The organism is Pseudomonas paralactis (assembly GCF_001439735.1).
GTDB lineage: Bacteria > Pseudomonadota > Gammaproteobacteria > Pseudomonadales > Pseudomonadaceae > Aquipseudomonas > Aquipseudomonas paralactis.
In genome coordinates this window covers 325,170-350,983 of record NZ_JYLN01000006.1, presented here as the reverse complement: position 1 = coordinate 350,983, position 25,814 = coordinate 325,170, and the positions used below count along the sequence as shown (strand labels likewise).

At 58.5% G+C, this 25,814-nt stretch carries 22 protein-coding genes and 1 other RNA gene; 8 read left to right on the top strand and 15 right to left on the bottom strand.

All coding sequences use genetic code 11. The features are described from left to right. Positions 1 to 16: 16 nt before the first annotated feature. The 3 genes from folP to rlmE all read right to left on the bottom strand — a co-directional run bounded on the left by folP (position 17) and on the right by rlmE (position 3,638). On the bottom strand, positions 17 to 868 hold the full coding sequence (gene folP, locus TX23_RS17785; protein WP_057703316.1) for a dihydropteroate synthase: 852 nt from the start codon (positions 866 to 868) through the stop codon (positions 17 to 19). Between the two features lie 8 nt (positions 869 to 876). After that, entirely contained in the window at positions 877 to 2,787 is a 1,911-nt protein-coding gene (gene ftsH, locus TX23_RS17780) for an ATP-dependent zinc metalloprotease FtsH (RefSeq protein WP_043205904.1), read from the bottom strand. A 200-nt stretch (positions 2,788 to 2,987) separates the two neighbouring features. Continuing rightward, a complete protein-coding gene (gene rlmE, locus TX23_RS17775) occupies positions 2,988 to 3,638 on the bottom strand; it encodes a 23S rRNA (uridine(2552)-2'-O)-methyltransferase RlmE (protein ID WP_003194199.1) in 651 nt (216 codons plus the stop codon). A gap of 106 nt (positions 3,639 to 3,744) precedes the next feature. On the opposite strand from rlmE, the gene TX23_RS17770 reads away from it, so the two are divergent. Next, positions 3,745 to 4,053, top strand: coding sequence for a YhbY family RNA-binding protein (locus TX23_RS17770; RefSeq protein ID WP_010206607.1), 309 nt, complete (start codon positions 3,745 to 3,747; stop codon positions 4,051 to 4,053). 9 nt (positions 4,054 to 4,062) lie between these two features. On the opposite strand, the gene TX23_RS17765 is transcribed toward TX23_RS17770, so the two are convergent. The 8 genes from TX23_RS17765 to grpE all read right to left on the bottom strand — a co-directional run bounded on the left by TX23_RS17765 (position 4,063) and on the right by grpE (position 14,536). Next, a complete protein-coding gene (locus TX23_RS17765) occupies positions 4,063 to 4,467 on the bottom strand; it encodes a hypothetical protein (protein ID WP_057703315.1) in 405 nt (134 codons plus the stop codon). Positions 4,468 to 4,495: 28 nt separating this feature from the next. Then, positions 4,496 to 4,972, bottom strand: a complete 477-nt coding sequence (gene greA, locus TX23_RS17760; protein ID WP_032873232.1) for a transcription elongation factor GreA — start codon at positions 4,970 to 4,972, stop codon at positions 4,496 to 4,498. A gap of 2 nt (positions 4,973 to 4,974) precedes the next feature. After that, entirely contained in the window at positions 4,975 to 8,196 is a 3,222-nt protein-coding gene (carB, locus tag TX23_RS17755) for a carbamoyl-phosphate synthase large subunit (RefSeq protein WP_005791497.1), read from the bottom strand. Positions 8,197 to 8,300: 104 nt separating this feature from the next. Beyond that, entirely contained in the window at positions 8,301 to 9,437 is a 1,137-nt protein-coding gene (gene carA / locus TX23_RS17750) for a glutamine-hydrolyzing carbamoyl-phosphate synthase small subunit (RefSeq protein WP_005791498.1), read from the bottom strand. 259 nt (positions 9,438 to 9,696) lie between these two features. Next, positions 9,697 to 10,503 carry a 4-hydroxy-tetrahydrodipicolinate reductase gene (gene dapB, locus TX23_RS17745; RefSeq protein ID WP_057703314.1) on the bottom strand — a complete coding sequence of 269 codons (807 nt, stop codon included), beginning with the start codon at positions 10,501 to 10,503 and terminating at the stop codon, positions 9,697 to 9,699. Positions 10,504 to 10,513: 10 nt separating this feature from the next. Then, positions 10,514 to 11,638: a molecular chaperone DnaJ gene (gene dnaJ / locus TX23_RS17740; RefSeq protein ID WP_057703313.1), complete on the bottom strand. Its 1,125-nt coding sequence runs from the start codon at positions 11,636 to 11,638 to the stop codon at positions 10,514 to 10,516. Positions 11,639 to 11,956: 318 nt separating this feature from the next. Continuing rightward, a complete protein-coding gene (gene dnaK, locus TX23_RS17735) occupies positions 11,957 to 13,873 on the bottom strand; it encodes a molecular chaperone DnaK (protein WP_057703312.1) in 1,917 nt (638 codons plus the stop codon). A gap of 102 nt (positions 13,874 to 13,975) precedes the next feature. Then, entirely contained in the window at positions 13,976 to 14,536 is a 561-nt protein-coding gene (grpE, locus tag TX23_RS17730) for a nucleotide exchange factor GrpE (RefSeq protein ID WP_057703311.1), read from the bottom strand. A 254-nt stretch (positions 14,537 to 14,790) separates the two neighbouring features. On the opposite strand from grpE, the gene recN reads away from it, so the two are divergent. Further along, positions 14,791 to 16,464, top strand: a complete 1,674-nt coding sequence (gene recN, locus TX23_RS17725) for a DNA repair protein RecN (RefSeq protein WP_057703310.1) — start codon at positions 14,791 to 14,793, stop codon at positions 16,462 to 16,464. A gap of 86 nt (positions 16,465 to 16,550) precedes the next feature. Here recN and fur read toward each other — a convergent pair whose 3' ends face one another. Then, the gene (gene fur, locus TX23_RS17720) at positions 16,551 to 16,955 is read right to left on the bottom strand and encodes a ferric iron uptake transcriptional regulator (RefSeq protein WP_003194220.1); all 405 of its coding nucleotides are present in this window, start codon (positions 16,953 to 16,955) and stop codon (positions 16,551 to 16,553) included. 98 nt (positions 16,956 to 17,053) lie between these two features. Between fur and TX23_RS17715 the strand changes: the two genes are divergently transcribed. Beyond that, complete coding sequence (locus TX23_RS17715; protein WP_005791510.1) at positions 17,054 to 17,581, top strand: outer membrane protein assembly factor BamE; 528 nt, start codon at positions 17,054 to 17,056, stop codon at positions 17,579 to 17,581. A gap of 63 nt (positions 17,582 to 17,644) precedes the next feature. Here TX23_RS17715 and TX23_RS17710 read toward each other — a convergent pair whose 3' ends face one another. Both TX23_RS17710 and TX23_RS17705 read right to left on the bottom strand, forming a co-directional pair. Continuing rightward, positions 17,645 to 17,947, bottom strand: coding sequence for an RnfH family protein (locus TX23_RS17710; RefSeq protein WP_057703309.1), 303 nt, complete (start codon positions 17,945 to 17,947; stop codon positions 17,645 to 17,647). Beyond that, positions 17,940 to 18,374 (bottom strand): type II toxin-antitoxin system RatA family toxin, encoded by a 435-nt coding sequence (locus TX23_RS17705; RefSeq protein ID WP_005791512.1) that lies wholly within the window; start codon positions 18,372 to 18,374, stop codon positions 17,940 to 17,942. Before TX23_RS17705 ends, TX23_RS17710 begins: the two co-directional genes overlap by 8 nt. 167 nt (positions 18,375 to 18,541) lie before the next feature. Here TX23_RS17705 and smpB point away from each other — a divergent pair, with 167 nt between their 5' ends. Then, on the top strand, positions 18,542 to 19,024 hold the full coding sequence (gene smpB, locus TX23_RS17700; protein ID WP_005791513.1) for an SsrA-binding protein SmpB: 483 nt from the start codon (positions 18,542 to 18,544) through the stop codon (positions 19,022 to 19,024). Positions 19,025 to 19,060: 36 nt separating this feature from the next. Here the strand turns inward: smpB and TX23_RS17695 are convergent, their stop codons facing one another. Next, positions 19,061 to 19,828 (bottom strand): FCD domain-containing protein, encoded by a 768-nt coding sequence (locus TX23_RS17695; RefSeq protein ID WP_057703308.1) that lies wholly within the window; start codon positions 19,826 to 19,828, stop codon positions 19,061 to 19,063. Positions 19,829 to 20,078: 250 nt separating this feature from the next. Here TX23_RS17695 and TX23_RS17690 point away from each other — a divergent pair, with 250 nt between their 5' ends. The 4 genes from TX23_RS17690 (at position 20,079) to ssrA (ending at position 25,554) form a co-directional block, all read left to right on the top strand. Then, positions 20,079 to 21,773, top strand: a complete 1,695-nt coding sequence (locus tag TX23_RS17690) for a lactate permease LctP family transporter (protein ID WP_057703307.1) — start codon at positions 20,079 to 20,081, stop codon at positions 21,771 to 21,773. Between the two features lie 70 nt (positions 21,774 to 21,843). Beyond that, the gene (locus TX23_RS17685) at positions 21,844 to 24,672 is read left to right on the top strand and encodes an FAD-binding and (Fe-S)-binding domain-containing protein (RefSeq protein WP_057703306.1); all 2,829 of its coding nucleotides are present in this window, start codon (positions 21,844 to 21,846) and stop codon (positions 24,670 to 24,672) included. Between the two features lie 112 nt (positions 24,673 to 24,784). Next, entirely contained in the window at positions 24,785 to 25,063 is a 279-nt protein-coding gene (locus TX23_RS17680; protein WP_020301768.1) for a hypothetical protein, read from the top strand. 94 nt (positions 25,064 to 25,157) lie between these two features. After that, positions 25,158 to 25,554, top strand: a transfer-messenger RNA (tmRNA) gene (gene ssrA, locus TX23_RS27350). Positions 25,555 to 25,814: the final 260 nt, after the last annotated feature.

Here is a 25,814-nt window from a genome sequence, read left to right as displayed (position 1 = left end):
AAGTACTCCATCATTCTTATTCGGCTGATTCTACAGCAGCAACCATGCGCACCACGTCCACCGTCTCGGCAACGTCATGCACACGCAAAATACGCGCGCCCTTGGTCACGGCAAGCGCTGCAAGCGCAAGGCCGCCGTACAAGCGCTCGCCCACCGGACGATTCAAGGCCAGACCTATCATGCTCTTGCGCGACACACCGACCAACAGCGGTCGACCAAGGGCGTGCAGCGCCTCCATATGCTTGAACAGGCTTAAATTATGTTGCAGGGTCTTGGCAAAGCCAAACCCCGGGTCAAGGATGATCTTTTCGCTCGCGATGCCCACCCCGACACACTGAGCGATCCTGTCTGCCAGGAACCCCGTGACCTCACCGATCAGATTGTCGTAGTGAGGACTGTCCTGCATGTTGCCGGGCTCCCCCAGCATATGCATCAGGCACACCGGCAGGCCGGTCGCTGCCGCTGCATCGAGAGCGCCATCACGCCGCAACGAGCGCACATCATTGATGAGCCCCGCGCCCAAGCGCGCTGTTTCACGCATTACCGCGGGAGTTGAAGTGTCCACCGAAATGATCACATCCAGCTCACGGGCGATACGCTCGACGATAGGCGCTACCCGCTCAAGCTCTTCCAACGGGGAAACCACACGAGCCCCGGGCCGAGTGGACTCGCCACCCACGTCGATCAAGGTCGCGCCGGCAGCCACCATCGCCTCGGCATGACGCAACGCGGCATCCAGCTGGCTGAAACGGCCACCATCGGAAAAGGAATCAGGGGTTACATTGAGAATGCCCATGACGTGCGTATGGGCCAAATCAAGAACCCGATTGCCGCAAGGCAACCGGGTAGAGGACAAAGCAGAAGTCATTTCAAACCTTAGTGGTCAGCTGCCGGGCCACCGATCGGGGTCTCAGGACGCTCATTCTGAACGACGGGCGGGGTGCCCGAAGTACCTGAACCACCTTCCCAATCGCGAGGCTCACGCGGCGCACGGCCCGCCATGATGTCGTCGATCTGATCCGCATCGATCGTCTCGTACTTCATCAACGCATCAGCCATGGCATCCAGCTTGTCACGATTGTCGGTCAGGATCTGCTTGGCCGTGCCGTAGCACTGATCAATGATGCTGCGAACTTCAGAGTCGATCAGCTTGGCTGTTTCACCGGAGAAGCTGGCACTTTGCCCGCCACCACCGCGACCCAGGAACACTTCACCCTCTTCCTCTGCATACATCAAAGGACCGAGTTTTTCCGACAAACCCCACTTGGTCACCATATTTCGTGCGATCTGGCTGGCACGCATGATGTCATTGGAAGCACCTGTGGTAACGCCGTCGAAGCCCAACGTCATCTCTTCAGCAATTCGACCACCGTACAGCGAGCAGATCTGGCTGATCAGTGCGCGCTTGGAAAGGCTGTAGCGATCCTCTTCAGGCAGGAACATGGTCACACCCAGCGCCCGGCCACGAGGAATGATCGACACCTTGTAGACCGGGTCATGCTCAGGCACAACGCGACCCACAATGGCGTGACCGGCTTCGTGATAAGCGGTGTTTTGTTTCTCTTTCTCGGACATGACCATGGATTTGCGCTCAGCGCCCATCATGATCTTGTCTTTTGCCAATTCGAACTCTTTCATTTCAACGATGCGCTTGCCGGTACGGGCAGCAAACAACGAAGCCTCGTTGACCAGGTTGGCCAGGTCGGCACCGGAGAAGCCAGGCGTACCACGAGCGATCACGGCCGGAGCTACGTCGTCACCCATTGGCACTTTACGCATGTGAACTTTAAGGATCTGTTCACGACCGCGGATATCCGGCAGACCAACCACGACCTGACGGTCGAAACGGCCCGGACGCAGCAAGGCTGGGTCGAGCACGTCCGGACGGTTGGTCGCGGCGATGACGATAATGCCGTCATTCATCTCGAAACCATCCATCTCTACCAGCAACTGGTTGAGGGTCTGCTCACGCTCATCATGACCACCGCCCATGCCAGCGCCACGGTGGCGACCAACGGCATCGATCTCGTCGATGAAGATGATGCACGGTGCGTGCTTCTTGGCCTGCTCGAACATGTCGCGAACACGGCTGGCACCCACACCGACGAACATCTCGACGAAGTCAGAACCGGAAATAGTGAAGAAAGGCACCTTGGCTTCGCCGGCAATCGCCTTGGCCAGCAAGGTTTTACCGGTACCCGGCGGGCCCACCATCAGCACACCGCGAGGGATACGGCCACCCAGGCGCTGGAACTTGCCCGGATCACGCAGGAACTCGACCAGCTCACCGACTTCTTCCTTGGCTTCGTCGCAACCGGCAACGTCAGCCAGGGTAGTCTTCACCTGATCCTCGGAGAGCAGGCGCGCCTTGCTCTTGCCGAAGCTCATCGGCCCGCCCTTGCCTCCCGCACCACCTTGCATCTGGCGCATGAAGAACATGAACACGGCGATAATCACCAGAATCGGGAAGCTTGCCACCAGGAGCTGAGTCCAGATGCTTTGCTGTTCAGGCTGCTTGCCTTCGACAACCACGTGGTTATCCACCAGGTCGCCGATCAGACCGTTGTCCTGGATTGCCGGACGAATGGTCTTGAAGCTGTCGCCGTCGTTGCGCTTACCGGTAATCACGTAGCCATCAACCGCTACGCGCTCGACCTTGCCATCCTTAACTTGCTGGATGAAGTCGGAATAGTTGAGGGTCTGCGGCTCGTTAGGGCTGGAGAAGTTGTTCATCACCGTCACCAGGACAGCCGCGATGATCAACCACAGGATCAGATTCTTTGCCATATCGTTCAATTAACTACCCTCTGAAGCAAGCTCCGCTACTGGCGCGCGCTTCGCATGATATTCACCGGCCTAACTTACTACATTACCTACAACTCTGGCAGGCGCCGTCTGTAACCCTTTGTGAAACTTTGACTACACAATATTCGTAAAGCTTCGTGACGAAAGCGATATAAAAAAACCTATCGCCCTCCTCGAATTTCTCAAAAGCGCTCTTCACTCGCCGCGCCTTCGACGCCGCGGTAGCCACGGCACAGCAGATACTGCTCCCTGGACCTGTCACGGGAAGAGTCCGGTTTACGGGTCTGCACCTTGTCGAACAACTTGCGAATGTTCTTGTGGTACTCGTCGAAACCTTCACCCTGGAAGACCTTCACCAGGAAATCGCCACCCGGACGCAACACCCGACCCGCCAAATCCAGCGCCAGTTCACACAGGAACATGGCACGCGGCATATCAACAGCCGGTAATCCACTCATATTGGGGGCCATGTCGGAAATCACAAGGTCTACCTGTGAATTTCCCACAGCCTCCAGGATCTCGGCCAATACCTTGTCCTCGGTGAAATCGCCGTGAACAAAGGTCACGTCCGGGATGCTGTCCATTTCGAGGATGTCGGAAGCGATCAATCGGCCTTGCCCACCAATCAGACGACTGGTCACCTGGGACCAGCCACCGGGGGCCGCGCCGAGATCGATAACACTCATGCCTGGACGGATTAATTTGTCCTTGTCCTGGATCTCCAGCAGCTTGTAGCTGGCCCGGGAACGGTAGCCGTCCTTTTGCGCCTTTTTGACGTAAGGATCGTTGAAATGTTCTTGTAGCCACTTAAGGCTGGTTTTGGAACGGGCCACGGGCCACCTCGAAAAATAAAACGGGTCGTGATTAACTGGGCGGTCCCGGACTCGCTCGGGTAAACTGGCCGCCGCTTTTTACAAGATCAGACGCAGGGGTCAGATTATGCCGCTCACTCAAGAGCAGAAGAAACAGTACAAATCCATTGGCCACCATCTGAAACCAGTTCTGATTGTGGCAGACAATGGGTTGACTGAAGGTGTTTTAGCCGAATTTGAACGCGCACTGAACGATCACGAACTGATCAAGATCAAGGTCAATATCCTCGATCGCGAAGCGCGTTTGGCCGCCATTGCAGAACTGTGCAAGGTGGGCAAAGCGGACCTGGTTCAGGTCATCGGCAAGATGGCGCTGCTGTATCGCAAGAACTTCAGCGTCAACAAGCAACTGTCGAACGTTCATCGCTTCAAATGATGAAAAGGGTCACGGGCGTGCTTCGCGCGCCCTGCCACTCCACCCCGGCGCCGGCTGCATGACCAGCACCAAACCGGAAAACCCTAGCACAAGATAGCTGAATAACTGCCAGCGCAACGCTTGCGGTAGCCAAATATACACCACGCAAAACATCGCGCACGCATACAGCGACATCAACAGCAGTTGCCCGCGAATGTCCCGCCATAAACTCTCCAAACCCTCAGCCTTGACCAGCACTAACGCCTGGAGCAACACACACGCCGCCGCAAAACCCACCAGCAACGCGCTCAGCAATCTGTCGATCTCATCGATCAGCAACGGTGCCAGACCAATAAGGCCAAGCACCGGTAACACACCCATATGCAACAGCCACAGGCCACCCACCCAAAGCATCTGAGAGAACTGCCAGAGCATGGCGCCCGCGCGTAGCGGGCGCCGTCTTTCAGATGTGGCGAACTTCGACAATCTCGTACTCAATGACGCCGCTCGGCGTTTTCACGGCAACGACGTCGCCCTCTTCCTTGGCAATCAAGGCGCGAGCGATAGGCGAGCCGACAGAGATCTTGCCTTGCTTGAAGTCAGCCTCGTCCTCACCCACGATCTGGTAAGTCACGCTTTCGTCAGTCTCGACGTTGGCGATTTCCACGGTCGTGCCGAAAATCACCTTTCCGGTATGCGGGATGGTCGTGACATCAATGATCACCGCATTCTGCATGCGGCCTTCGATGTCACGAATCCGCGCCTCGACCATACCCTGCTGCTCGCGAGCAGCGTGGTATTCGGCGTTTTCCTTCAAGTCACCCAGCTCGCGAGCCGTACCGATGTCCTGGCTCAGCTTCGGACGTACGACCTTGGTCAGGTGGGCGTGTTCCTCTTCCAGGGCGCGAGCGCCCTGAACGGTCATCGGGTATTTGGTTATGCTCATGCCTTCAATCCTGCGTGTAGATCCTGCAAGCGACGCACGGTCTTTTCCGGACCGAACTTGAGCGCTTCGCAGATGGCTTCGCCAGCAGCAATGGTGGTGGTGCAGTAGATCTTGTGCTGCAGGGCATTACGACGAATGGAGTAGGAATCCGCGATCGACTGACGACCTTCGGTGGTGTTGATGATCAGGGTGACTTCGTCATTCTTGATCATGTCGACCACATGCGGACGGCCTTCCGTCACCTTGTTCACGCGACGTACTTTCAGGCCGGCAGCTTCGATTAGCTTGGCGGTCCCGGCAGTCGCGACGACTTCAAAGCCCAAGTTGATCAGATCACGGGCCACGCCCGCAACCAGTGGCTTGTCGTCATCACGCACGCTGATAAACGCGGTACCGCCAGTCGGCAGGACTTCGCTGGCACCCATCTGGGCCTTGGCGAACGCCTCACCGAAGGTATCGCCCACGCCCATCACTTCACCGGTGGACTTCATCTCTGGGCCCAGGATCGGGTCCACACCAGGGAATTTGGCGAATGGGAACACCGCCTCTTTCACGCTGTAGAAGTTTGGAATGATTTCCTTGGTAAAGCCGATTTCCTTCAGGGTCTTACCAGCCATCACGCGGGCAGCGATCATGGCCAGGGACACACCGATGCACTTGGAAACAAACGGCACGGTACGCGAGGCACGCGGGTTGACTTCGATGACGTAGATGTCCTCGCCTTGCAGCGCCAACTGTACGTTCATCAGGCCGACCACACCCAGTTCCAGGGCCATTTTCTTGACCTGTTCGCGCATCTCGTCCTGGATGTGCGCCGGCAGCGAGTACGGCGGCAGCGAGCACGCAGAGTCACCGGAGTGAACGCCAGCCTGCTCGATGTGCTGCATGATCGCGCCGATCACCACATCAGTGCCGTCGCACACCGCATCCACGTCCATTTCAATGGCGCAGTTGAGGAAGTGATCCAGCAGCACCGGGCTGTCGTTGGACACTTTTACCGCATCACGCAGGTAACGCTTGAGCTCGTCTTCTTCGTAGACGATTTCCATCGCACGACCACCCAGTACGTAGGACGGACGCACCACCAGCGGGTAGCCGATCTTGCTGGCCGCGCGGATGGCTTCGTCTTCGCTGCGCACGGTAGCGTTTGGCGGCTGACGCAGGTTCAGGCGCTCAACCATCTGCTGGAAGCGCTCACGGTCTTCGGCACGGTCGATAGCGTCCGGGCTGGTACCGATGATCGGCACGCCAGCAGCTTCCAGGGCACGCGCCAGTTTCAACGGGGTCTGGCCGCCGTATTGGACGATGACGCCTTTAGGCTTCTCGACGCGGCAGATTTCCAATACGTCTTCCAGCGTTACCGGCTCAAAGTACAGACGGTCGGAAGTGTCATAGTCGGTGGAAACGGTTTCCGGGTTGCAGTTGACCATGATGGTCTCGTACCCGTCTTCGCGCAGGGCGAGAGCGGCGTGTACACAGCAGTAGTCGAACTCGATACCTTGGCCGATACGGTTCGGACCGCCGCCCAGAATGATGATCTTGTCGCGATCCGACGGCGCAGCTTCGCACTCCTCCTCATAGGTGGAGTACATGTAGGCCGTGTCTGTAGCAAACTCAGCCGCGCAGGTATCAACGCGCTTGTAGACCGGGAAGATATCCAGCTTGTGGCGATGAGTACGCAGGTTCTTCTCGGTCACACCCAGCAGCTTGGCCAGACGCTGGTCGGAGAAGCCTTTGCGCTTGAGGCGGAACATCAGGTCGCGGTCGATAGACGACAGGCCAAGGGTTTTGACCTTCTCTTCTTCCTTGATCAGATCTTCGATCTGCACCAGGAACCACGGGTCGATCATGTTCATGCCGAAGATATCTTCGACGCTCAGGCCGGCACGGAAGGCGTCAGCCACGTACCAGATACGCTCGGCACCCGGCACGGTCAGCTCGCGCTTGAGGATGCTCATGCTTTCCGGGTTGCTCAGGTCGAGCTTCTCGTCCAGGCCGCAAACGCCGACTTCCAGGCCGCGCAGGGCTTTCTGCAAGGACTCCTGGAAGGTGCGGCCGATCGCCATGACTTCACCAACAGACTTCATCTGGGTGGTCAGGCGCGCATCAGCCTTGGCGAATTTCTCGAAGGCAAAGCGCGGCAGCTTGGTCACGACGTAGTCGATAGACGGCTCGAAAGACGCCGGCATAGCGCCGCCGGTGATTTCGTTTTGCAGCTCGTCCAGGGTGTAGCCGATAGCCAGCTTGGCGGCGATACGCGCAATCGGGAAGCCGGTCGCTTTCGAGGCCAGGGCCGAAGAACGCGATACACGTGGGTTCATCTCGATCACGACCATGCGGCCGGTGTCCGGGCAGATGCCGAACTGAACGTTGGAACCGCCGGTTTCAACGCCGATCTCGCGCAGTACCGCCAGGGAGGCGTTACGCAGGATCTGGTATTCCTTGTCGGTCAGGGTCTGTGCCGGAGCCACGGTGATCGAGTCACCGGTGTGCACGCCCATCGGGTCGAAGTTTTCGATGGAGCAGACGATGATGCAGTTGTCCTTCTTATCGCGGACCACCTCCATCTCGTATTCTTTCCAGCCGATCAGGGATTCGTCGATCAGCAGCTCTTTGGTCGGTGACAGGTCCAGGCCACGGGCGCAGATTTCTTCGAACTCTTCACGGTTGTAAGCAATACCGCCGCCGGTGCCGCCCATGGTGAACGACGGACGAATAATGCACGGGAAGCCCAGGGTCTCAAGGACCGCGTTGGCCTCTTCCATGCTGTGGGCGATACCGGAACGCGGGCAAGCCAGGCCGATGGACTTCATGGCCTTGTCGAAACGCGAACGGTCTTCAGCCTTGTCGATGGTGTCGGCATTGGCGCCGATCATCTCTACGCCGAACTTTTCCAGAACGCCTTCGCGCTCCAGGTCCAGGGCACAGTTCAGTGCGGTCTGGCCGCCCATGGTTGGCAGCAGCGCGTCCGGACGCTCTTTCTCGATGATCTTGGCAACGGTCTGCCATTTGATCGGCTCGATGTAGGTCGCGTCGGCCATGGCCGGGTCGGTCATGATGGTGGCCGGGTTGGAGTTCACCAGGATGACGCGGTAACCCTCCTCACGCAGGGCTTTACAGGCCTGGGCGCCGGAGTAGTCGAATTCGCAGGCCTGGCCGATCACGATCGGGCCAGCGCCGAGAATCAGGATGCTTTTTATGTCTGTACGTTTTGGCATGGGTTTGTCACTCAAATCCGCAGGTCAGTCGGCAAGCCGTCTTGAACAATCCTTGAAGAGCCTGCGGGGGCCACCGAGTTCGGGGCCGCCCGCAGACCACTCAGTCAGCGTCGCTTGGCCATCTCATTGATGAAACGGTCGAACAGCGGCGCTACGTCGTTCGGGCCCGGGCTGGCTTCAGGGTGGCCCTGGAAGCTGAACGCGCTCTTGTCGGTGCGCTCGATACCCTGAAGGGAGCCGTCGAACAGCGACTTGTGAATGGCGCGCACGTTACTCGGCAAGCTGGCTTCATCGACCGCAAAACCGTGGTTCTGGCTGGTGATCATCACAACGCCGGTGTCCAGGTCTTGTACCGGGTGGTTGGCACCGTGATGGCCGTGGCCCATTTTCAGGGTCTTGGCGCCGGAAGCCAGGGCCAGCAGTTGGTGGCCAAGGCAGATACCGAACACCGGAATGTCGGTTTCCAGCACGTCCTTGATAGCCTGGATAGCGTAGTCACATGGCTCGGGATCACCCGGGCCGTTGGACAGGAACACACCGTCCGGCTGCATCGCCAGCACATCGCTGGCAGGCGTTTGCGCCGGCACCACGGTCACGCGGCAGCCACGCTCGACCAACATGCGCAGGATGTTGTACTTGACGCCGTAGTCGTAGGCGACCACGTGGTAAGGCAGATCGGCAGCCTCGATAGTCGCGTGGCTGTCGGTCTTCAAGTCCCAGACCGTGGAGCGCCACTCGTACTTTTCTTTGACGCTGACGACTTTCGCCAGGTCCATGCCTTTCAGGCCAGGGAAACCTTGTGCTGCGGCAATCGCCGCCTCGTCGGAAATATTGTCACCGACCATGATGCAGCCATTCTGCGAGCCCTTTTCACGCAGGATGCGCGTGAGGCGGCGCGTATCGATACCGGCGATCGCCACAACATTGTTGGCTTTCAGGTAATCGGACAGCGACATCGTGTTACGCCAGTTGCTCGCAACCAGGGGCAGGTCACGAATCACCAGGCCCGCCGACCAGACACGATCAGACTCGACGTCTTCCGGCGTAGTGCCGGTGTTGCCGATGTGCGGATAGGTCAGGGTAACGATCTGTTGGGCGTAGGAAGGATCGGTAAGGATTTCCTGATAGCCGGTCATGGCGGTGTTAAACACCACCTCTCCAACGGTTTGACCGTCGGCTCCAATGGCTTCGCCGCGAAAAATGCTGCCATCAGCAAGGGCGAGTATGGCTGGCTTAGTCAAGAAGACCTCCCGTAAATAAAGCCTGAAAGGGCGATCGCAGGTTGTAAAAAAGCGGAGTGACGTATGGACACGTCACCCCGCTTCTTCACCGAATTATTCTGCGCGCTTTTAGTGGACACACTAAAGCTGTAGCTTACAGAAAAAGGCTTTTTGGGTCCACCGCTAATGAGCCTTAAAGGCAGGAGAATGCGACAGGACGTCGCTTAGCGGGTAAAAACGAGGCCACAGGATAATCCTGAGGCCTCGTTTAAGCTACTGATTAGTGCAGATCCAGCACGTCACGCATGTCATACAGGCCCGGCTCGCGACCGTCCAACCAAAGCGCAGCACGCACCGCGCCCTTGGCGAAGGTCATGCGGCTGGAGGCTTTGTGCGTGATCTCCAGGCGCTCGCCTTCGGTGGCGAACAGCACGGTGTGATCGCCAACCACATCACCACCGCGCACGGTTGCAAAACCGATGGTGTCGCGTGCGCGCTCACCGGTGTGGCCTTCACGCCCGTATACCGCCACTTTCGACAGATCGCGACCCAGCGCATCGGCAATAGCTTCACCCATGCGCAACGCAGTGCCCGACGGAGCGTCGATCTTGTGACGGTGATGAGTCTCGATAATCTCGATATCAGCCTCATCACCCAGCACGCGCGCCGCCAGGTCCAGCAACTTCAGCGACAGGTTCACGCCAACGCTGAAGTTGGCAGCAAAGACGATCGGAATATCCTTGCCCGCCTCCACCAGCAACTGCTTTTGTTCAACGCTCAAGCCGGTCGTGCCGATCACCATGGCCTTGCCTGCCTTGCGGCAGAAGGCCAGGTTTTTCAGCATCACGTCAGGCAAGGTGAAGTCGATGAGCACATCGAACTCGTCAGCCACCTGCTCCAGGCTGCCCGTCAACGAAACACCAATGCGGCCCAACGAAGCCAACTCACCGGCATCCGCGCCGATCAACGTGCTGCCCGGGCGAACAATCGCCGCCGTCAGCCCGGAGGCCGGCGAGCGCTGCTGCACCGCCTCGACCAGCGTCTTGCCCATGCGCCCGGCAGCGCCCATTACGGCTATACGTCGCATACTCACGTCCTTACAGGTCGCCGAAGAAGCGTTTCACGCCATCGAAAAAGCCCGTGGTTTTCGGCGAATGAGAGTGATCGCCTTCCAGCGAGCTACGGAACTCTTCGAGCAGTTCGCGCTGACGACGCCCCAGGTTAACCGGGGTTTCCACCGCCACACGACACATCAGGTCGCCCGCACCGCCACCGCGCACCGGCGCAACGCCTTTGCCACGAATACGGAACTGCTTGCCGGTCTGAGTCCCTTCGGGAATCTTGAGCTTGACTCGACCATCAAGGGTCGGAATCTCCAACTCACCACCCAGGGCCGCATCGACAAAGCTGATCGGCACTTCGCAGAACAGGTGTTTGCCATCGCGCTGAAAGATCGAGTGCTCACGCACATTGATCACCACGTACAGGTCGCCCGTCGGACCACCCTGGGTCCCCGCCTCACCTTCGCCCGACAGGCGAATACGATCACCGGTATCCACACCCGCCGGCACTTTCACCGAGAGGGTCTTGTACTCTTCAACGCGGCCTTCGCCGTGGCAAGAGTCGCACGGGTCGGAAATGATCTTGCCCTGGCCATGGCACCGCGGGCAGGTTTGCTGCACCGAGAAGAAGCCCTGCTGCATGCGCACCTGACCGATACCACCACAGGTCGGGCACGTGATCGGCGAGGAGCCTTTCTTCGCACCCGAACCGTCGCACGGCTTGCAGTTAACCAGCGTCGGCACCCGAATATTGACGCTGGTGCCGCGCACGGCTTCTTCCAGATTCAACTCAAGGGTGTAGCGCAAGTCACTGCCACGCTGCGCGCCGCCACGCTGACCGCCACGGCCACCGCCGAAGAAATCGCTGAACACGTCGCCGAAAATATCGGAGAAGTTCTGACCGCCGAAACCGGCACCGCCACCACCCATGCTCGGGTCGACGCCGGCATGACCGTACTGGTCGTAGGCCGCACGCTTGTTTGGATCACACAGGCATTCGTAGGCCTCATTGGCCTCTTTGAACATCTCTTCGGATTCTTTGTTATCCGGATTACGGTCCGGGTGGTGCTTCATCGCCAGGCGACGGTAAGCCTTTTTCAGCTCCGCTTCGCTGGCCCCGCGCTCCACACCCAATACTTCGTAATAGTCACGCTTTGCCATAAGTCTTTGCACTCTTAAGGACGTTCGGCCTGGCCCTCCTGAACCCTGCCAAACTCGTTGAGCCCCAATACAGGCCCGGACCCAACTCACGTCAATTCAACGATCCTGGTCATTACTGCTTTCAGCCAGGGACCCGGCCAAAAAACGCGGTGACAGTCACTCGAAAAGCAGGAGCATTCCCGATCACACCGCCAGCATCCGAGCGTTGTCGCATGCTGTAAAAATTCGCGTACCCCAGACACGCCAACGCGGGAGCAAGCTCCCGCGCGGCGACATCCTACCAGTCACCGCTGGATCGCGGTCAACCGGACGAGCAGATTACTTCTGCTCTTTGACTTCTTCGAACTCGGCATCGACAACATCATCGTGCTTGGCTTCTGGCTCTGCTTGCTGCGCAGCACCGTCAGTCGGCTGGCCTTGTTCGGCGTACATTTTCTGAGCGACCGGCGCGGAGACTTTCGACAGCTCCTCGATCTTGGCTTCGATGGCAGCCTTGTCGTCGCCTTTAATGGCGGCCTCCAGGGCAACCACGGCAGCTTCGATTGCGGTTTTCTCTTCTTCGGTCACTTTATCGCCAGCATCAGCGATCATCTTGCGAGTCGAGTGCACCAGCGCATCACCCTGGTTACGGGCACCGGCCAGTTCAGCAAACTTGGCATCCGCATCAGCGTTGGCTTCAGCATCACGAATCATCTGTTGAATTTCTTCATCAGACAGACCGGAGTTGGCCTTGATGGTGATCTTCTGCTCTTTGCCGGTGGCCTTGTCTTTCGCGCCGACGTGCAGGATGCCGTTGGCGTCGATGTCGAAGGTCACTTCGATTTGCGGCACACCGCGTGGTGCTGGTGGAATCTCAGCCAGGTCGAACTTGCCCAGGGACTTGTTCTGAGCGGCTTGCTTGCGCTCACCTTGCAGCACGTGAATGGTCACAGCGCCCTGGTTGTCATCGGCAGTCGAGAACACCTGGGATTTCTTGGTAGGAATCGTGGTGTTTTTCTCGATCAGCGCAGTCATTACGCCACCCATGGTTTCGATACCCAGGGTCAGCGGGCTTACGTCCAGCAGCAATACGTCTTTTACGTCACCGGCCAATACAGCACCCTGGATGGCAGCACCCATGGCAACGGCTTCGTCCGGGTTCACGTCTTTACGTGCTTCCTTGCCGAAGAACTCGGTGACCAGCTTCTGAACCAGCGGCATACGGGTCTGACCGCCCACCAGGATCACGTCGTTGATCGAACCAACGTCGATACCGGAGTCTTTCAGTGCAATACGGCAAGGCTCGATGGTGCGCTGAACCAGGTCTTCAACCAGAGCTTCGAGCTTGGAGCGCGAGATTTTCACGTTCAAGTGCTTAGGACCGGTAGCGTCTGCAGTGATGTACGGCAGGTTCACGTCGGTCGACTGAGCGGAAGACAGCTCGATCTTGGCTTTTTCAGCGGCTTCTTTCAGGCGCTGCATGGCCAGCGGGTCACCCTTGAGGTTCATGCCGCTTTCTTTCTTGAATTCGTCTACGAGGTAGTCGATCAGACGAATGTCAAAGTCTTCACCACCCAGGAAGGTGTCGCCGTTAGTGGCCAACACTTCGAACTGGTGCTCGCCGTCAACTTCTGCGATCTCGATCACGGAGACGTCGAAAGTGCCGCCACCCAGGTCGTAAACGATCACAGTGTGGTCGCCCTTGGCCTTGTCCATGCCGTAGGCCAGAGCGGCCGCGGTTGGCTCGTTGATGATACGTTTTACGTCCAGACCCGCGATGCGACCAGCGTCTTTGGTAGCCTGGCGCTGGCTGTCGTTGAAGTAGGCCGGAACGGTAATTACCGCCTCAGTCACTGCTTCACCCAGATAGTCTTCGGCGGTTTTCTTCATCTTTTTCAAGATTTCAGCCGAAATTTGCGGCGGCGACATTTTCTGGCCGTTTACTTCAACCCAGGCGTCACCGTTGTCGGCCTTGGCAATTTTGTAAGGGACCATCTTGATGTCTTTTTGTACGACTTCTTCGTCGAACTTACGACCGATCAAACGCTTTACCGCATACAGGGTGTTATGCGGGTTGGTCACTGCCTGGCGCTTGGCCGACTGACCGACGAGGATTTCACCGTCGTTGGCGTACGCGATGATCGACGGAGTGGTACGTGCGCCTTCGGCGTTTTCGATAACTTTTGCAACGCCGTTTTCCAGCACGGAGACGCAGGAGTTGGTGGTCCCCAGGTCGATACCGATAATTTTGCCCATGATTTACTCTCCCGAAACTTGAATTTGGTTGCCGCAGCAGTTTTGGCTAACTGCGGTAGCACTTAAACGCTTGACTTATAAATGGGGGCCTTGCGGCGAATTTCAAGCCTGCTCATCAATAGTAGGTGCAACGGGTGAAGGAGCCTTGCTCACCACCACCATTGCCGGACGCATCAGGCGACCGTTGAGCTGGTAGCCCTTCTGGAACACTTTCATCACGCTGTTAGGCTCCAGGTCGTGGCTTTCCTGCATGGCCATGGCCTGGTGATGTTCAGCGTTGAACGGCTCGCCGCCTTGCGGATCGATCGCTTCCAGCTGATAACGCTTCAGGGTGTCCTGGAACATTTTCAGCGTCAGCTCGATCCCTTCGCGCATTGGGCGAATGTTTTCGTCGGCCGGGTCAGACAACTCAAGACCACGCTCCAGGCTGTCGATGATCGGCAGCAGGTCACCGGCGAATTTTTCCAGCGCGAATTTGTGCGCCTTTTCTACGTCCTGCTCGGCACGGCGGCGGACGTTCTGCAGATCGGCGGCAACACGCAACGATTGATCCTGCGCAGCGGCCAATTGCTCTTCGAGCACCTGCACACGAGTCGCCAGTTCATCACCGGCAGCCGAATTGGCGTCTGGAGTTTGCGTATCCTGCGTCTGTTCGTCAGCCATAGATTTCTCCTTTCAAAATCATGCGCGATCTCGACTCGCGCTTCTGTTCCGGTATATGGGGCCACAATTTCCAGGTTCAAGGGCGCGGGCGTTACCAAAAGTCTTTCGCATGACTTGGATCATTTCCTGCCGCCACATTCCTCATCGCGCTAAAAAAAGCCATTGACCAAGCAAATCGAGCTAAGCGTCAGGATTGTCAGCCACAAACAAAACACTGTATAAATAACCAGACCTAAAGCCTGGGAGCGGCCGTCATGCTCGTGCACCTGTCTGTACATAACTACGCCATCGTTGAACATCTGGATCTCGAACTGGATCGCGGGATGAGCGTAATCACAGGCGAAACCGGCGCCGGCAAGTCGATCATGCTCGACGCCCTGGGCCTGACCCTCGGCGACCGCGCCGACAGCGGCGTGGTACGCCCAGGCTCCGACAAGGCCGATATCCTGGCCACCTTTGACCTGGCCGACATTCCCGAAGCTGAGGCATGGCTGGTCGAGCGCGACCTGAATAATGAAGGCCCGTGCATCTTGCGCCGGGTGATCACTGCCGAAGGGCGCTCCCGCGGCTATATCAACGGCACGCCCTGCCCACTGGGCGACTTGAAAGCCCTGGGCGAATTGCTGATCGATATCCACAGCCAGCACGAACACCAATCCCTGCTGAAAACCGATACCCATCGTCGCCTGCTCGATGAATACGCCGGTGCCACCGACCTTTCCCGGCAGGTTCAACTGGCCGCCCAACGCTGGCGCCAGACACGCCAGGAACTAGAACGCCTTTCCAACTCCGGCGACGAACAACGCGCCCGCCACCAGTTGCTCAGCTATCAACTCGAAGAGCTCGAAAGCCTGGGCCTGGGTGAGACCGAGCTGGAACAGCTTGAGCAGGAACACAAGAACCTGACCAACGCCGAGACCCTGCTGGGTATTTGCCGTCAGGTGGTCGAGCAATGCAGCGAGAGCGACTCGGGCAATGTGCTCAACGCACTGACCGCCAGCCTCAATCGCCTGTCCAGCGTGAACAATGCTTCCGGCTCGCTGAGCGAAGCGACCACCCTGTTGACCAGCGCGCAGATCCAGGTTGAAGAGGCCGTGGGCGAACTCAATCGTTTCCTGGACCACTTCGACGCCGACCCCGCACGCCTGCAGGAAATAGAAGAACGCCTGGACACTATCTATACCCTGGCTCGCAAGCATCGAATCCAGCCGACGGAAGTCGCAACCATGCAGCAGAAACTGCTGGATGAAATCGAAACACTCAACGCGAACGACGAATCCATCGAACGACTGGGCGAGGAGCTCGCTTCGTTTGCCCGTCATTATCAGGAAAAGGCCCGAGAGCTGAGCGCTCTGCGCCAGCAGGCGGCTACTAGCCTGGCCAGCGCCGTCGAGCAGGAAATTCAGCGCCTGGGTATGCCAGGCGGGCGCTTCACCATCGAGCTGCATCCCAATGCCAGTCAAGAATTGCAGCCCCATGGTCTGGAGCACGTCGAACTGCTGGTGAGTGCCAACCCCGGGCAACCGCTCAAGGCCCTGGCCAAAGTGGCCTCAGGCGGCGAGTTGTCGCGGATCAGCCTGGCGATTCAGGTGATTACCGCGCAGACCTCGCGGGTACCGACCCTGGTGTTCGATGAAGTAGACGTTGGCATCGGCGGGCCAACCGCAGAGATTGTTGGGCAGCTGTTGCGCCGCCTGGGGGATCGCGGACAGGTACTGACGGTGACCCACTTGCCGCAGGTGGCCGCTCAAGGGCATCAACATCTATTTGTGCATAAGGTGCGCGGCAGCGACGCGACACACACGGCCGTCTCCAAGCTGAACAAGTCCGAACGGGTAGAAGAAGTCGCGCGGATGCTTGGCGGTATCGACCTGACCAAGGAGTCGTTGGCTCACGCGAAAAAAATGGTCGTGGCCGCGAAGGCTTGAACGGGTACTTTTCCTCTTTATAGAAAGCACGAAGGCGACCCCAGGGTCGCCTTCAATCGTTTCGCAGAGCAAAACTGCGTCGATTTTTACTTTTTCTTACGGATGTACAGCACCAGATTATGGTCGACCAAATCGAAACCGTGCTCCTCAGCAATCTTGTGCTGCAGCGCTTCGATTTCAGGGCTGGTGAACTCGATAACCTCATTGGTATCCAGATCAACCATGTGGTCATGGTGGCCACCGTCAGCCAATTCGAACACGGCATGACCGCCGTCGAAATTATGGCGAACCACCAGCCCTGCGGCTTCAAACTGGGTCAGTACACGGTAGACCGTGGCCAGACCGACGTCCTCGTTAGACTCCATCAGCGCCTTGTAAACATCCTCGGCACTCATGTGGCGCTGCTCAGCAGAATCGAGCATTTGTAGAATCTTGACTCGTGGCAGAGTCACTTTGAGACCGGCTTTGCGTAGTTCGCTATTTTCAACCATGGTTAGCTTTCTCGCGGATGCTGCTTCGCAGCTTCTCTTAATACGGGTATGATCGGCGTTTACGTTGTCCCAGCCAAGATAGTGGAAGTCGCCCACCGATGCAAAACACCAAGCTCTTGCTAACCAGTTTCACCTTTGTGGGACTGCTCGCACTCGCCGGTTGTTCATTCCCCGGGGTTTACAAAATCGACATCCAGCAGGGCAATGTCGTCACGCAGGACATGATAGACCAGTTACGCCCGGGAATGACCCGACGGCAAGTACGGTTTATCATGGGTAACCCCCTGCTGACCGACACTTTCCATGCCGATCGCTGGGATTATCTCTACAGCCTGCAGCCTGGTGGCGGTGAACGCCAACAGGAGCGCGTCAGTGTCATCTTCAATGGCAATGACCAGCTCGTGAGCCTGTCCGGTGACTTCATGCCCGGCGTAAGCCGCGATGAAGCCTTGCTGGGCAAGGACAGCGGCACTAACGTGACTGCGCCTGCGCAGGAAGCCGAAAAGCCAAAATCCGAGGTGCCGGCCAAGCCAGGCTCCTTGCTGGACCAGATCCAGAAAGACGTCGACGGCGTAGAAACTGTGCCCGTCCCGACGCCACAGCCCCTGGACACCAGCCCGCAATAATTTTGCGGCGCTCGATAAAAAGCCCGGCATGCCGGGCTTTTTGTTGCCTGCCGGTTGGCAAGCTTAGGTGTTCTGCCGCTTGAACATCGCCGCCTTGGCCGCACGCAGCCTGCGTATTTCCTTGGGATCTGCCAGCAACGGCCGGTAGATCTCAATTCGATCTCCCGACTGCACGGCGCGCACATCAGCGTCCGCCACCACCTTACCGAAGATGCCCAGCGTGCAGTCCGCCAACGCCAACTGCGGAAAATGTTCTGCAATGCCCGACGCCAGCACTGCCGCCCTCAAGCTTGTGCCCGCCGGCATCGTTACGGCCAGCAGAACCTGGCGATCGACATCGGCATACACCACTTCAAGATCAACCATGCAATTGCTTGGCTCGCTGACAGAAAGCGTCCACCAAGGTATTGGCGGCCTGATTGAACAGTGGCCCCAACGTCGCCCGCACAATGGGGCCGGCATAATCGAACGAAAGATCCAGACTGATCTTGCAGGCCTTATCCGTCAGCGCCTTGAACACCCACACGCCGTGCAGCTGCGTGAACGGCCCTTCCTGCAAATTCATTTCAATGGACTTGCCCGGCACCAGCACATTGCGGGTAACAAAATGCTGACTGAGGCCACCCTTGGCCACCCCGACACTGGCAACCATGTGCTCATCACTGCTCTCCAAAACCTCGGCAGTCGAACACCAAGGCAGGAATTCCGGGTAACGCGCCACGTCGTTGACCAGGTCATAGAGCGCCTGTGCCGGATAGGGCAGCAGGGCTGAACGTTGAATATGCGTCGTCATGTGAGCGTTACTTCCACTGCTTAAGGCAAACATCGCGAAAGTACAGCCCAATCCGCGAGCGAAAAAAACCAAAGAACTGCCCGTATTGTCCGGGATTCGTCCAACACGCTCAAGCACGCAGGTTGACCGTAGCCGACACGCTCGCAACTCCCTATAATGCCGCCCCTATGGCTAAACAAAAGAAACACCCCACAGGGACCATCGCGCAAAATAAAAAGGCGCGACACGATTACTTCATCGAACATCGGTTCGAGGCTGGTCTGGTCCTGGCCGGCTGGGAAGTAAAAAGTCTGCGTGCCAGCAAACTGCAGCTGGTCGACAGCTATGTGCTGCTCAAGGATGGCGAGGCGTGGCTGCTCGGCAGTCATATCACCCCGCTGACCACCGCGAGCACCCACGTGATTGCCGACCCGGTACGCACGCGCAAGCTGTTGCTCAATGCCCGCGAACTGGAAAAGCTCGCCGCGGCCGTGCAGCAAAAAGGCTACGCGTGCGTCTGCTTGTCCTGGTACTGGAGCAAGCACCTGGTCAAGTGCGAAATCGCACTGGGCAAGGGCAAGAAGGAATACGACAAGCGCGACACCGAACGCGAGCGCGACTCCAATCGCGAACTGCATCGCGCCGTGCGCAACAAGGGCAAGGAAGACTAGCCCGTGTGACGATGTAGCCGCGGGCAGCCCCCGTGGCTACATGCCTTTACGTCGTTCCGCCCGCGCTACGCGCTGAACCTCCTGACGCACTTCCTCCAACACTTCCTGCACGTACAACAGGTGACGTGTTGAAACGTCGCGCGCCTGCTCGGCCCGCCCCTCAATAATCGCCAGGTACAGGTCCCGATGCTGACTGATCAGCATGTCGCGAGTCTCGGTGCGCTGTTGATACATACCGCCAATATTGGTCACCACGTTGCGCTTGAGCAGGTCGAACAACCCGCGAATGGTGTGCAGCAGCACAGCGTTATGACTGGCCTCGGCAATCGCCAAGTGAAACCTTGCATCCGCAGCGCCCTCCTCCACTCGGCTCACCTCGTCGGCTTGCGCATAACAATCCTGCAGCGCCTCAAACGCCGCCGTTAACCGCTCACGGTCGACCTCGGTTGCACGCAATGCCGCGTAATAAGCACACGAAGCTTCCAGGGTCTGGCGAAACTCAAGAAGATCGCGCTGCGCTTCAGGATTGTTTTCCAGCAGATGCAGCAGCGGATCACTGAAGGTCGAGCCCAGGGAATCCACCACATAGTTGCCGCCGCCCTGTCGACTGACCAACAAACCCTTGGCCGCCAACTTCTGGATTGCCTCACGCAATGAAGGACGCGACACACCAAACTGTTCAGCCAAAGCGCGTTCCGCCGGCAAGCGCTCGCCCGACTTCAACGTGCCCTCAAGGATCATGCCCTCAAGCTGCTCGACAATATCGTCAGACAAACGGCGCTGACGCACCTGATCAAACCCCATAACTCACTCTCCACCATCCCGACCACTCGCCGGGGCCCCTATTCTGGCCTATCGCCGCGCTTGCAGCACCTATCAGAACACCTTCGATTTACCCGATCAGAACACTCGACACCCACTCTCAGACCAAAGTTTGACGAGCGGCAAATTGACACACCCCTGCCAAGGCTCTTAATCTAGCCCACAGCAACTGTAAATTGGTATTACCAATTATCCAAGCTGACCAAACAACAACAATCAGGGGCCACCCCATATGCAAACCTGGCAACAGCTCTACAGCCCACTCGGCAGCCTCGGCCTGTCCGCACTGGCCGCCGTTATTCCCATCGTGTTCTTCTTCCTGGCCCTGGCCGTATTCCGCCTCAAAGGCCATGTGGCCGGCAGCATCACCCTGGCGCTGTCGATCCTGGTCGCCATCTTCGCCTTCCAGATGCCGGTAGACATGGCGCTGGCAGCGGCCGGTTACGGATTTGCCTATGGCTTGTGGCCGATCGCCTGGATCATCGTGGCGGCAGTATTTCTCTACAAACTGACGGTCAAGAGCGGGCAGTTCGAGATCATCCGCAGCTCCGTCTTGTCGATCACCGATGACCAGCGCTTGCAGGTGTTGCTGATCGGTTTCTGCTTTGGCGCCTTCCTGGAAGGCGCCGCCGGGTTCGGCGCGCCTGTGGCCATCACCGCCGCTCTGCTGGTGGGCCTGGGCTTCAATCCGCTGTACGCCGCGGGACTGTGCCTGATCGCCAACACCGCGCCGGTTGCGTTCGGCGCACTGGGCATCCCGATCATCGTCGCAGGCCAGGTCACGGGCATCGATGCGTTCAAGATCGGCGCCATGACCGGCCGCCAACTGCCGCTGCTGTCGCTGTTCGTGCCGTTCTGGCTGGTGTTCATGATGGACGGCCTGCGCGGCGTGCGTGAAACCTGGCCGGCAGCCCTGGTGGCCGGCTTGAGCTTTGCCGTCACCCAGTATTTCACCTCCAACTTTATTGGCCCGGAACTGCCGGATATCACCTCGGCACTCGCCAGCCTGATCTCCCTGACACTGTTTCTGAAAATCTGGCAACCCAAGCGCACCGCAGGCGCACAGATTGCCGGTGCTACCTCCAGCGTAGCGGTCACCTCCAGCGCCGGCGGCTTTGGCTTGCCGCGCAGCACAGTGGTTTCACCCTACAGCCTGGGGCAGATTTTCAAGGCCTGGTCGCCGTTCCTGATCCTGACCGTGCTGGTCACCATCTGGACCCTCAAACCTTTCAAGGCCATGTTCGCCGCGGGCGGTTCGATGTACAGCTGGGTGTTCAACTTCGCGATCCCTCATCTGGACCAAATGGTAATCAAAGTCGCGCCAATCGTGACTAACCCCACCGCCATCCCCGCCGTCTTCAAGCTGGACCCGATTTCGGCCACCGGCACTGCGATTTTCTTCTCCGCGCTGGTCTCGATGCTGGTACTGAAAATTGACGTCAAAACTGGTCTTACCACTTTAAAAGAGACGTTCTTTGAGCTGCGCTGGCCGATTCTTTCCATCGGCATGGTGCTGGCGTTCGCCTTCGTCACCAACTACTCCGGCATGTCCTCGACCATGGCCCTGGTATTGGCCGGTACCGGTGCCGCCTTCCCGTTCTTCTCGCCATTCCTCGGCTGGCTTGGAGTTTTCCTGACAGGCTCGGATACCTCATCCAACGCTCTGTTCAGCTCGTTGCAAGCCACCACCGCCCACCAGATTGGCGTCAACGACACCTTGCTGGTAGCCGCCAATACCAGCGGCGGCGTGACCGGCAAAATGATCTCGCCGCAATCGATCGCCGTGGCTTGCGCAGCCACTGGCCTGGTGGGCAAAGAGTCCGATCTGTTCCGCTTTACCCTAAAGCACAGCCTGTTCTTCGCCACCATCGTCGGGCTGATCACCTTGGCGCAGGCGTACTGGTTCACCGGTATGCTGGTGCACTGAGACCTGCACGTAATAGGGTAAGAATCGACGCCGGACAACGATGCCGGCGTCTGCTATTTCTGGAGGACCGATGAGCCTGCCTGCTGCTTTTCTCAGCGACGTCGCACAACTGATCCCGCAAGATCGCCGCTTCGACGATCCACTTTCCACCCTCGCCTTCGGCACCGACGCCAGCTTCTACCGATTGATCCCACAGCTGGTGATCCGCGTGGAGTCGGAAGATGAAGTGGTCGCACTGCTGCAACTGGCCCAGCGGGATCATGTGCCGGTGACCTTCCGGGCAGCGGGCACCAGCCTGTCGGGGCAGGCGATCAGCGACTCGGTGCTGATTGTGCTCGGTGACAATTGGAACCACCGCGAAATTCGTGGGCAAGGCACACAGATCCGCCTGCAACCCGGCGTCATCGGGGCCCAGGCCAACGCCTGGCTCGCGCCATTCGGGCGCAAGATCGGCCCAGACCCAGCGTCAATTAACGCCTGTAAGATCGGCGGTATCGTCGCCAATAATGCCAGTGGCATGTGCTGCGGCACCGCGCAAAACACCTACCACACCCTGGCGGGCATCCGCCTGGTACTGGCCGATGGCAGCCGCCTGGACACCGAAGATGCCGCCAGCGTGCAAGCCTTCCGCCAGTCACATAGCGCACTGCTTGAACGCCTCGCCCTGCTGGGCCGCGAGACACGGGCAAATACTGAGCTGGCGGTAAAGATTCGCCATAAATACCGCCTGAAAAACACCACCGGCCTGTCACTCAATGCCTTGGTGGATTTCGATGACCCTCTGGACATCCTCAGCCATCTGCTGGTCGGCTCCGAGGGCACCCTGGGGTTTATCAGTGCGGTCACCTACGACACCGTGATCGATCACCCAAACAAAGCCTCAGCGCTGATCGTCTTCCCGGATGTCGAAACTTGCTGCAACGCAGTCACCGTGCTGAAAACCCAGCCAGTCTCCGCCGTTGAACTGCTGGACCGACGCAGTATGCGCTCGGTGCAAAACAAACCGGGCATGCCCGACTTCGTACAACACTTATCGGAAAACGCCTGCGCACTGCTGATCGAATCCCGCGCCGCCTCGCCATCACTACTGCACGAACAACTAACGCGGATCATGGCCTCCCTGGCGGCGTTTCCCGTGGAGCAACAAGTCGACTTCACCGAAGACCCACTGGAAAACGCACGCCTGTGGGCCATCCGCAAAGACACCTTCCCCGCCGTAGGTGCCGTGCGCAAAACCGGCACCACCGTGATCATCGAAGACGTCACCTTCCCGGTAGAACAATTGGCGATTGGCGTGAACCGCCTGATCGCACTGTTCGACAAACACCACTACGACGAAGCCATCCTTTTCGGACATGCCCTGGAAGGCAATCTGCACTTTGTGTTCACTCAAGGCTTCAACAGCAGCGAAGAAGTCGCGCGCTATCAAGCGTTCATGGACGACGTCGCGCAACTGGTGGCCGTGGAGTTCGGTGGCTCGCTGAAGGCCGAACACGGCACCGGTCGCAATATGGCGCCGTTCGTTGAGCTGGAATGGGGCAGCGACGCCTATCAATTAATGTGGCAACTCAAGCGCCTGCTCGACCCCAACGGCATCCTCAACCCGGACGTGGTACTCAGCGAAGACCCGCAGATCCACCTCAAACACCTCAAGCCGTTGCCCGCCGCCGATGAGCTTGTGGATAAGTGCATCGAGTGTGGCTTCTGCGAACCGGTGTGCCCATCAAAAGGCCTGACCCTGAGCCCGCGCCAGCGCATTGTGATCTGGCGCGACATCCAGGCCAAAAAACGCGCAGGCGTGGACACCACCGAACTGGAAGCGGCCTACCACTACCAGGGCATCGACACCTGCGCCGCCACCGGCTTATGCGCGCAACGTTGCCCTGTAGGCATCAATACCGGCGACCTGGTGAAAAAGCTGCGCAGCCGCGAGGCGGACCGTACGAAAACCGCCGACTGGCTCGCCAGCCATTTCGCCACCGCACTGCAAGGTGCGCGCTTTACCCTGCACGTCGCCAATGGTGCACGCATGTTATTGGGTGCCCCGCGCCTGACGAAGTGGTCGGCCACCGTGAACAGACTGTCCAAAGGGCAAATCCCGCAGTGGACCAATGCCATGCCGCAACCGGAAAAAGCCATTCGCTTCAGCCCACCGGTGACGGACGAGCGCCCACGGGTGGTCTACCTGGCCGCCTGTGTCTCCCGCGCCATGGGCCCGGCAGCCGGTGATAAAGAGCAGATGTCGCTGTACGACAAAACCCGCCATCTGCTGGAAAAAGCCGGTTACCAAGTGGTCTTCCCCGACAACCAGGACAGCCTCTGCTGCGGCCAACCCTTCGCCTCCAAAGGCTACGCCGAACAGGCCGAACACAAGCGCCAGGAGCTGATCGGCGCCCTGCTCCACGCCAGCCGCGGCGGCCTCGACCCGATCTACTGCGACACCAGCCCCTGCACCCTGCGCCTGGTACAAGACCTGGGTGAGACGCGTCTGGACCTCTACGACCCGGTGCGCTTTATCCGCACTCACCTGATGGACCGCCTCGACTTCACCCCCCAGGAAGCGCCCATCGCCGTACACGTCACCTGCAGCACCCAGCACTTGGGCGAAAGCCAGGCCCTGATCGAACTGGCCCGCCGCTGCGCAAAAACCGTCGTCATCCCCGAAGGCATTCACTGCTGCGGCTTTGCCGGCGACAAAGGCTTCACCACCCCGGAACTCAACGCCCACTCCCTGCGCTCACTCAAGGACGCCGTGCAATATTGCAGCGAAGGCATCTCCACCAGCCGCACCTGCGAGATAGGCCTGAGCCAACATGGCGGCATCGACTACCACAGCCTGGTCTACCTGGTAGACCGCGTCACCCGCGCCCACTGCCCCGGCAAAAAAACCGAACCCTGACGCACCGGCGCAGTCATCTGCATAGGCCTCGACAAACGAGGCCCTTCAGTGATGTCGCTGGCAGCGGTTGAAGGCCAGCAGCGTCGAGCCCTTTTGCGCAAGGAGACACCCTATGAAGCGTTCCGCTCTTGCTGGCTTGTTCATGACCGCTGCGATGCTCGCCTCCCCCGCTTTCGCCGCCGGTGACAAAGACCTGTGCCAGATCAACTTGGACAAAATCAACAACGGCAAAGCCCTGCTCGCCACCGACACCAGCGGTAAAAGTGGCGAAATAGACACCGCCGTCTCCCAGGCCAAGGCAGCCCACGCTGCAGGTGATGAGAAGAAGTGCATCGAAATCACCTCCAAGGCCCTGCAAGACCTGCAGAACAGCGAGAAAGGCGGCCAGTAAGCGAGAGGGCCAACCTTCGGGTTGGCCTTCGCTGACGTTTTGGCGTACACTGCACAGGCTTGTCACTCACTAAGAAACAACGAGTTACAAGCACGGGGCCGTTTAGGATTCGACGCCGGTCGCGAAACTTTAGGTGCATGCCGAGTTGGTAACAGAACTCGTAAATCCACTGTTGCAACTTCTTATAGTTGCCAATGACGAAAACTACGGCCAGGAATTCGCTCTCGCTGCGTAAGCAGCCTTAGCCCTGAGCTTCTGGTACCTTCGGGTCCAGCAATCACCAGGGGATGTCTGTAAACCCAAAGTGATTGTCATATAGAACAGAATCGCCGTGCAGTACGTTGTGGACGAAGCGGCTAAAACTTACACAACTCGCCCAAAGCACCCTGCCCTTCGGGTCGCTGAGGGTTAACTTAATAGAAACGGCTACGCATGTAGTACCGACAGCGGAGTACTGGCGGACGGGGGTTCAAATCCCCCCGGCTCCACCAATTGAACGAAAAAAGACGTCTTTGGACGTCTTTTTTTGTGTCTGGAATTCAGTGAATACGGTGTGAAAAATAAGTCCGTCCCCTTTTCCAGGTCTCTGATTTCATCAATTTCTCGCAGGTATCGTGCAGCTAGTCCGTATCTCACCAGGTCGGGTTGGATGGCGTGAGTCAGCAATCATTGCTTGGCAGGAAAATCCTGGCAAGTGGTGCTCCACAGATGCCCTGTGACTCATCCTTCCAGATAACTTCGCCCCAGTCGC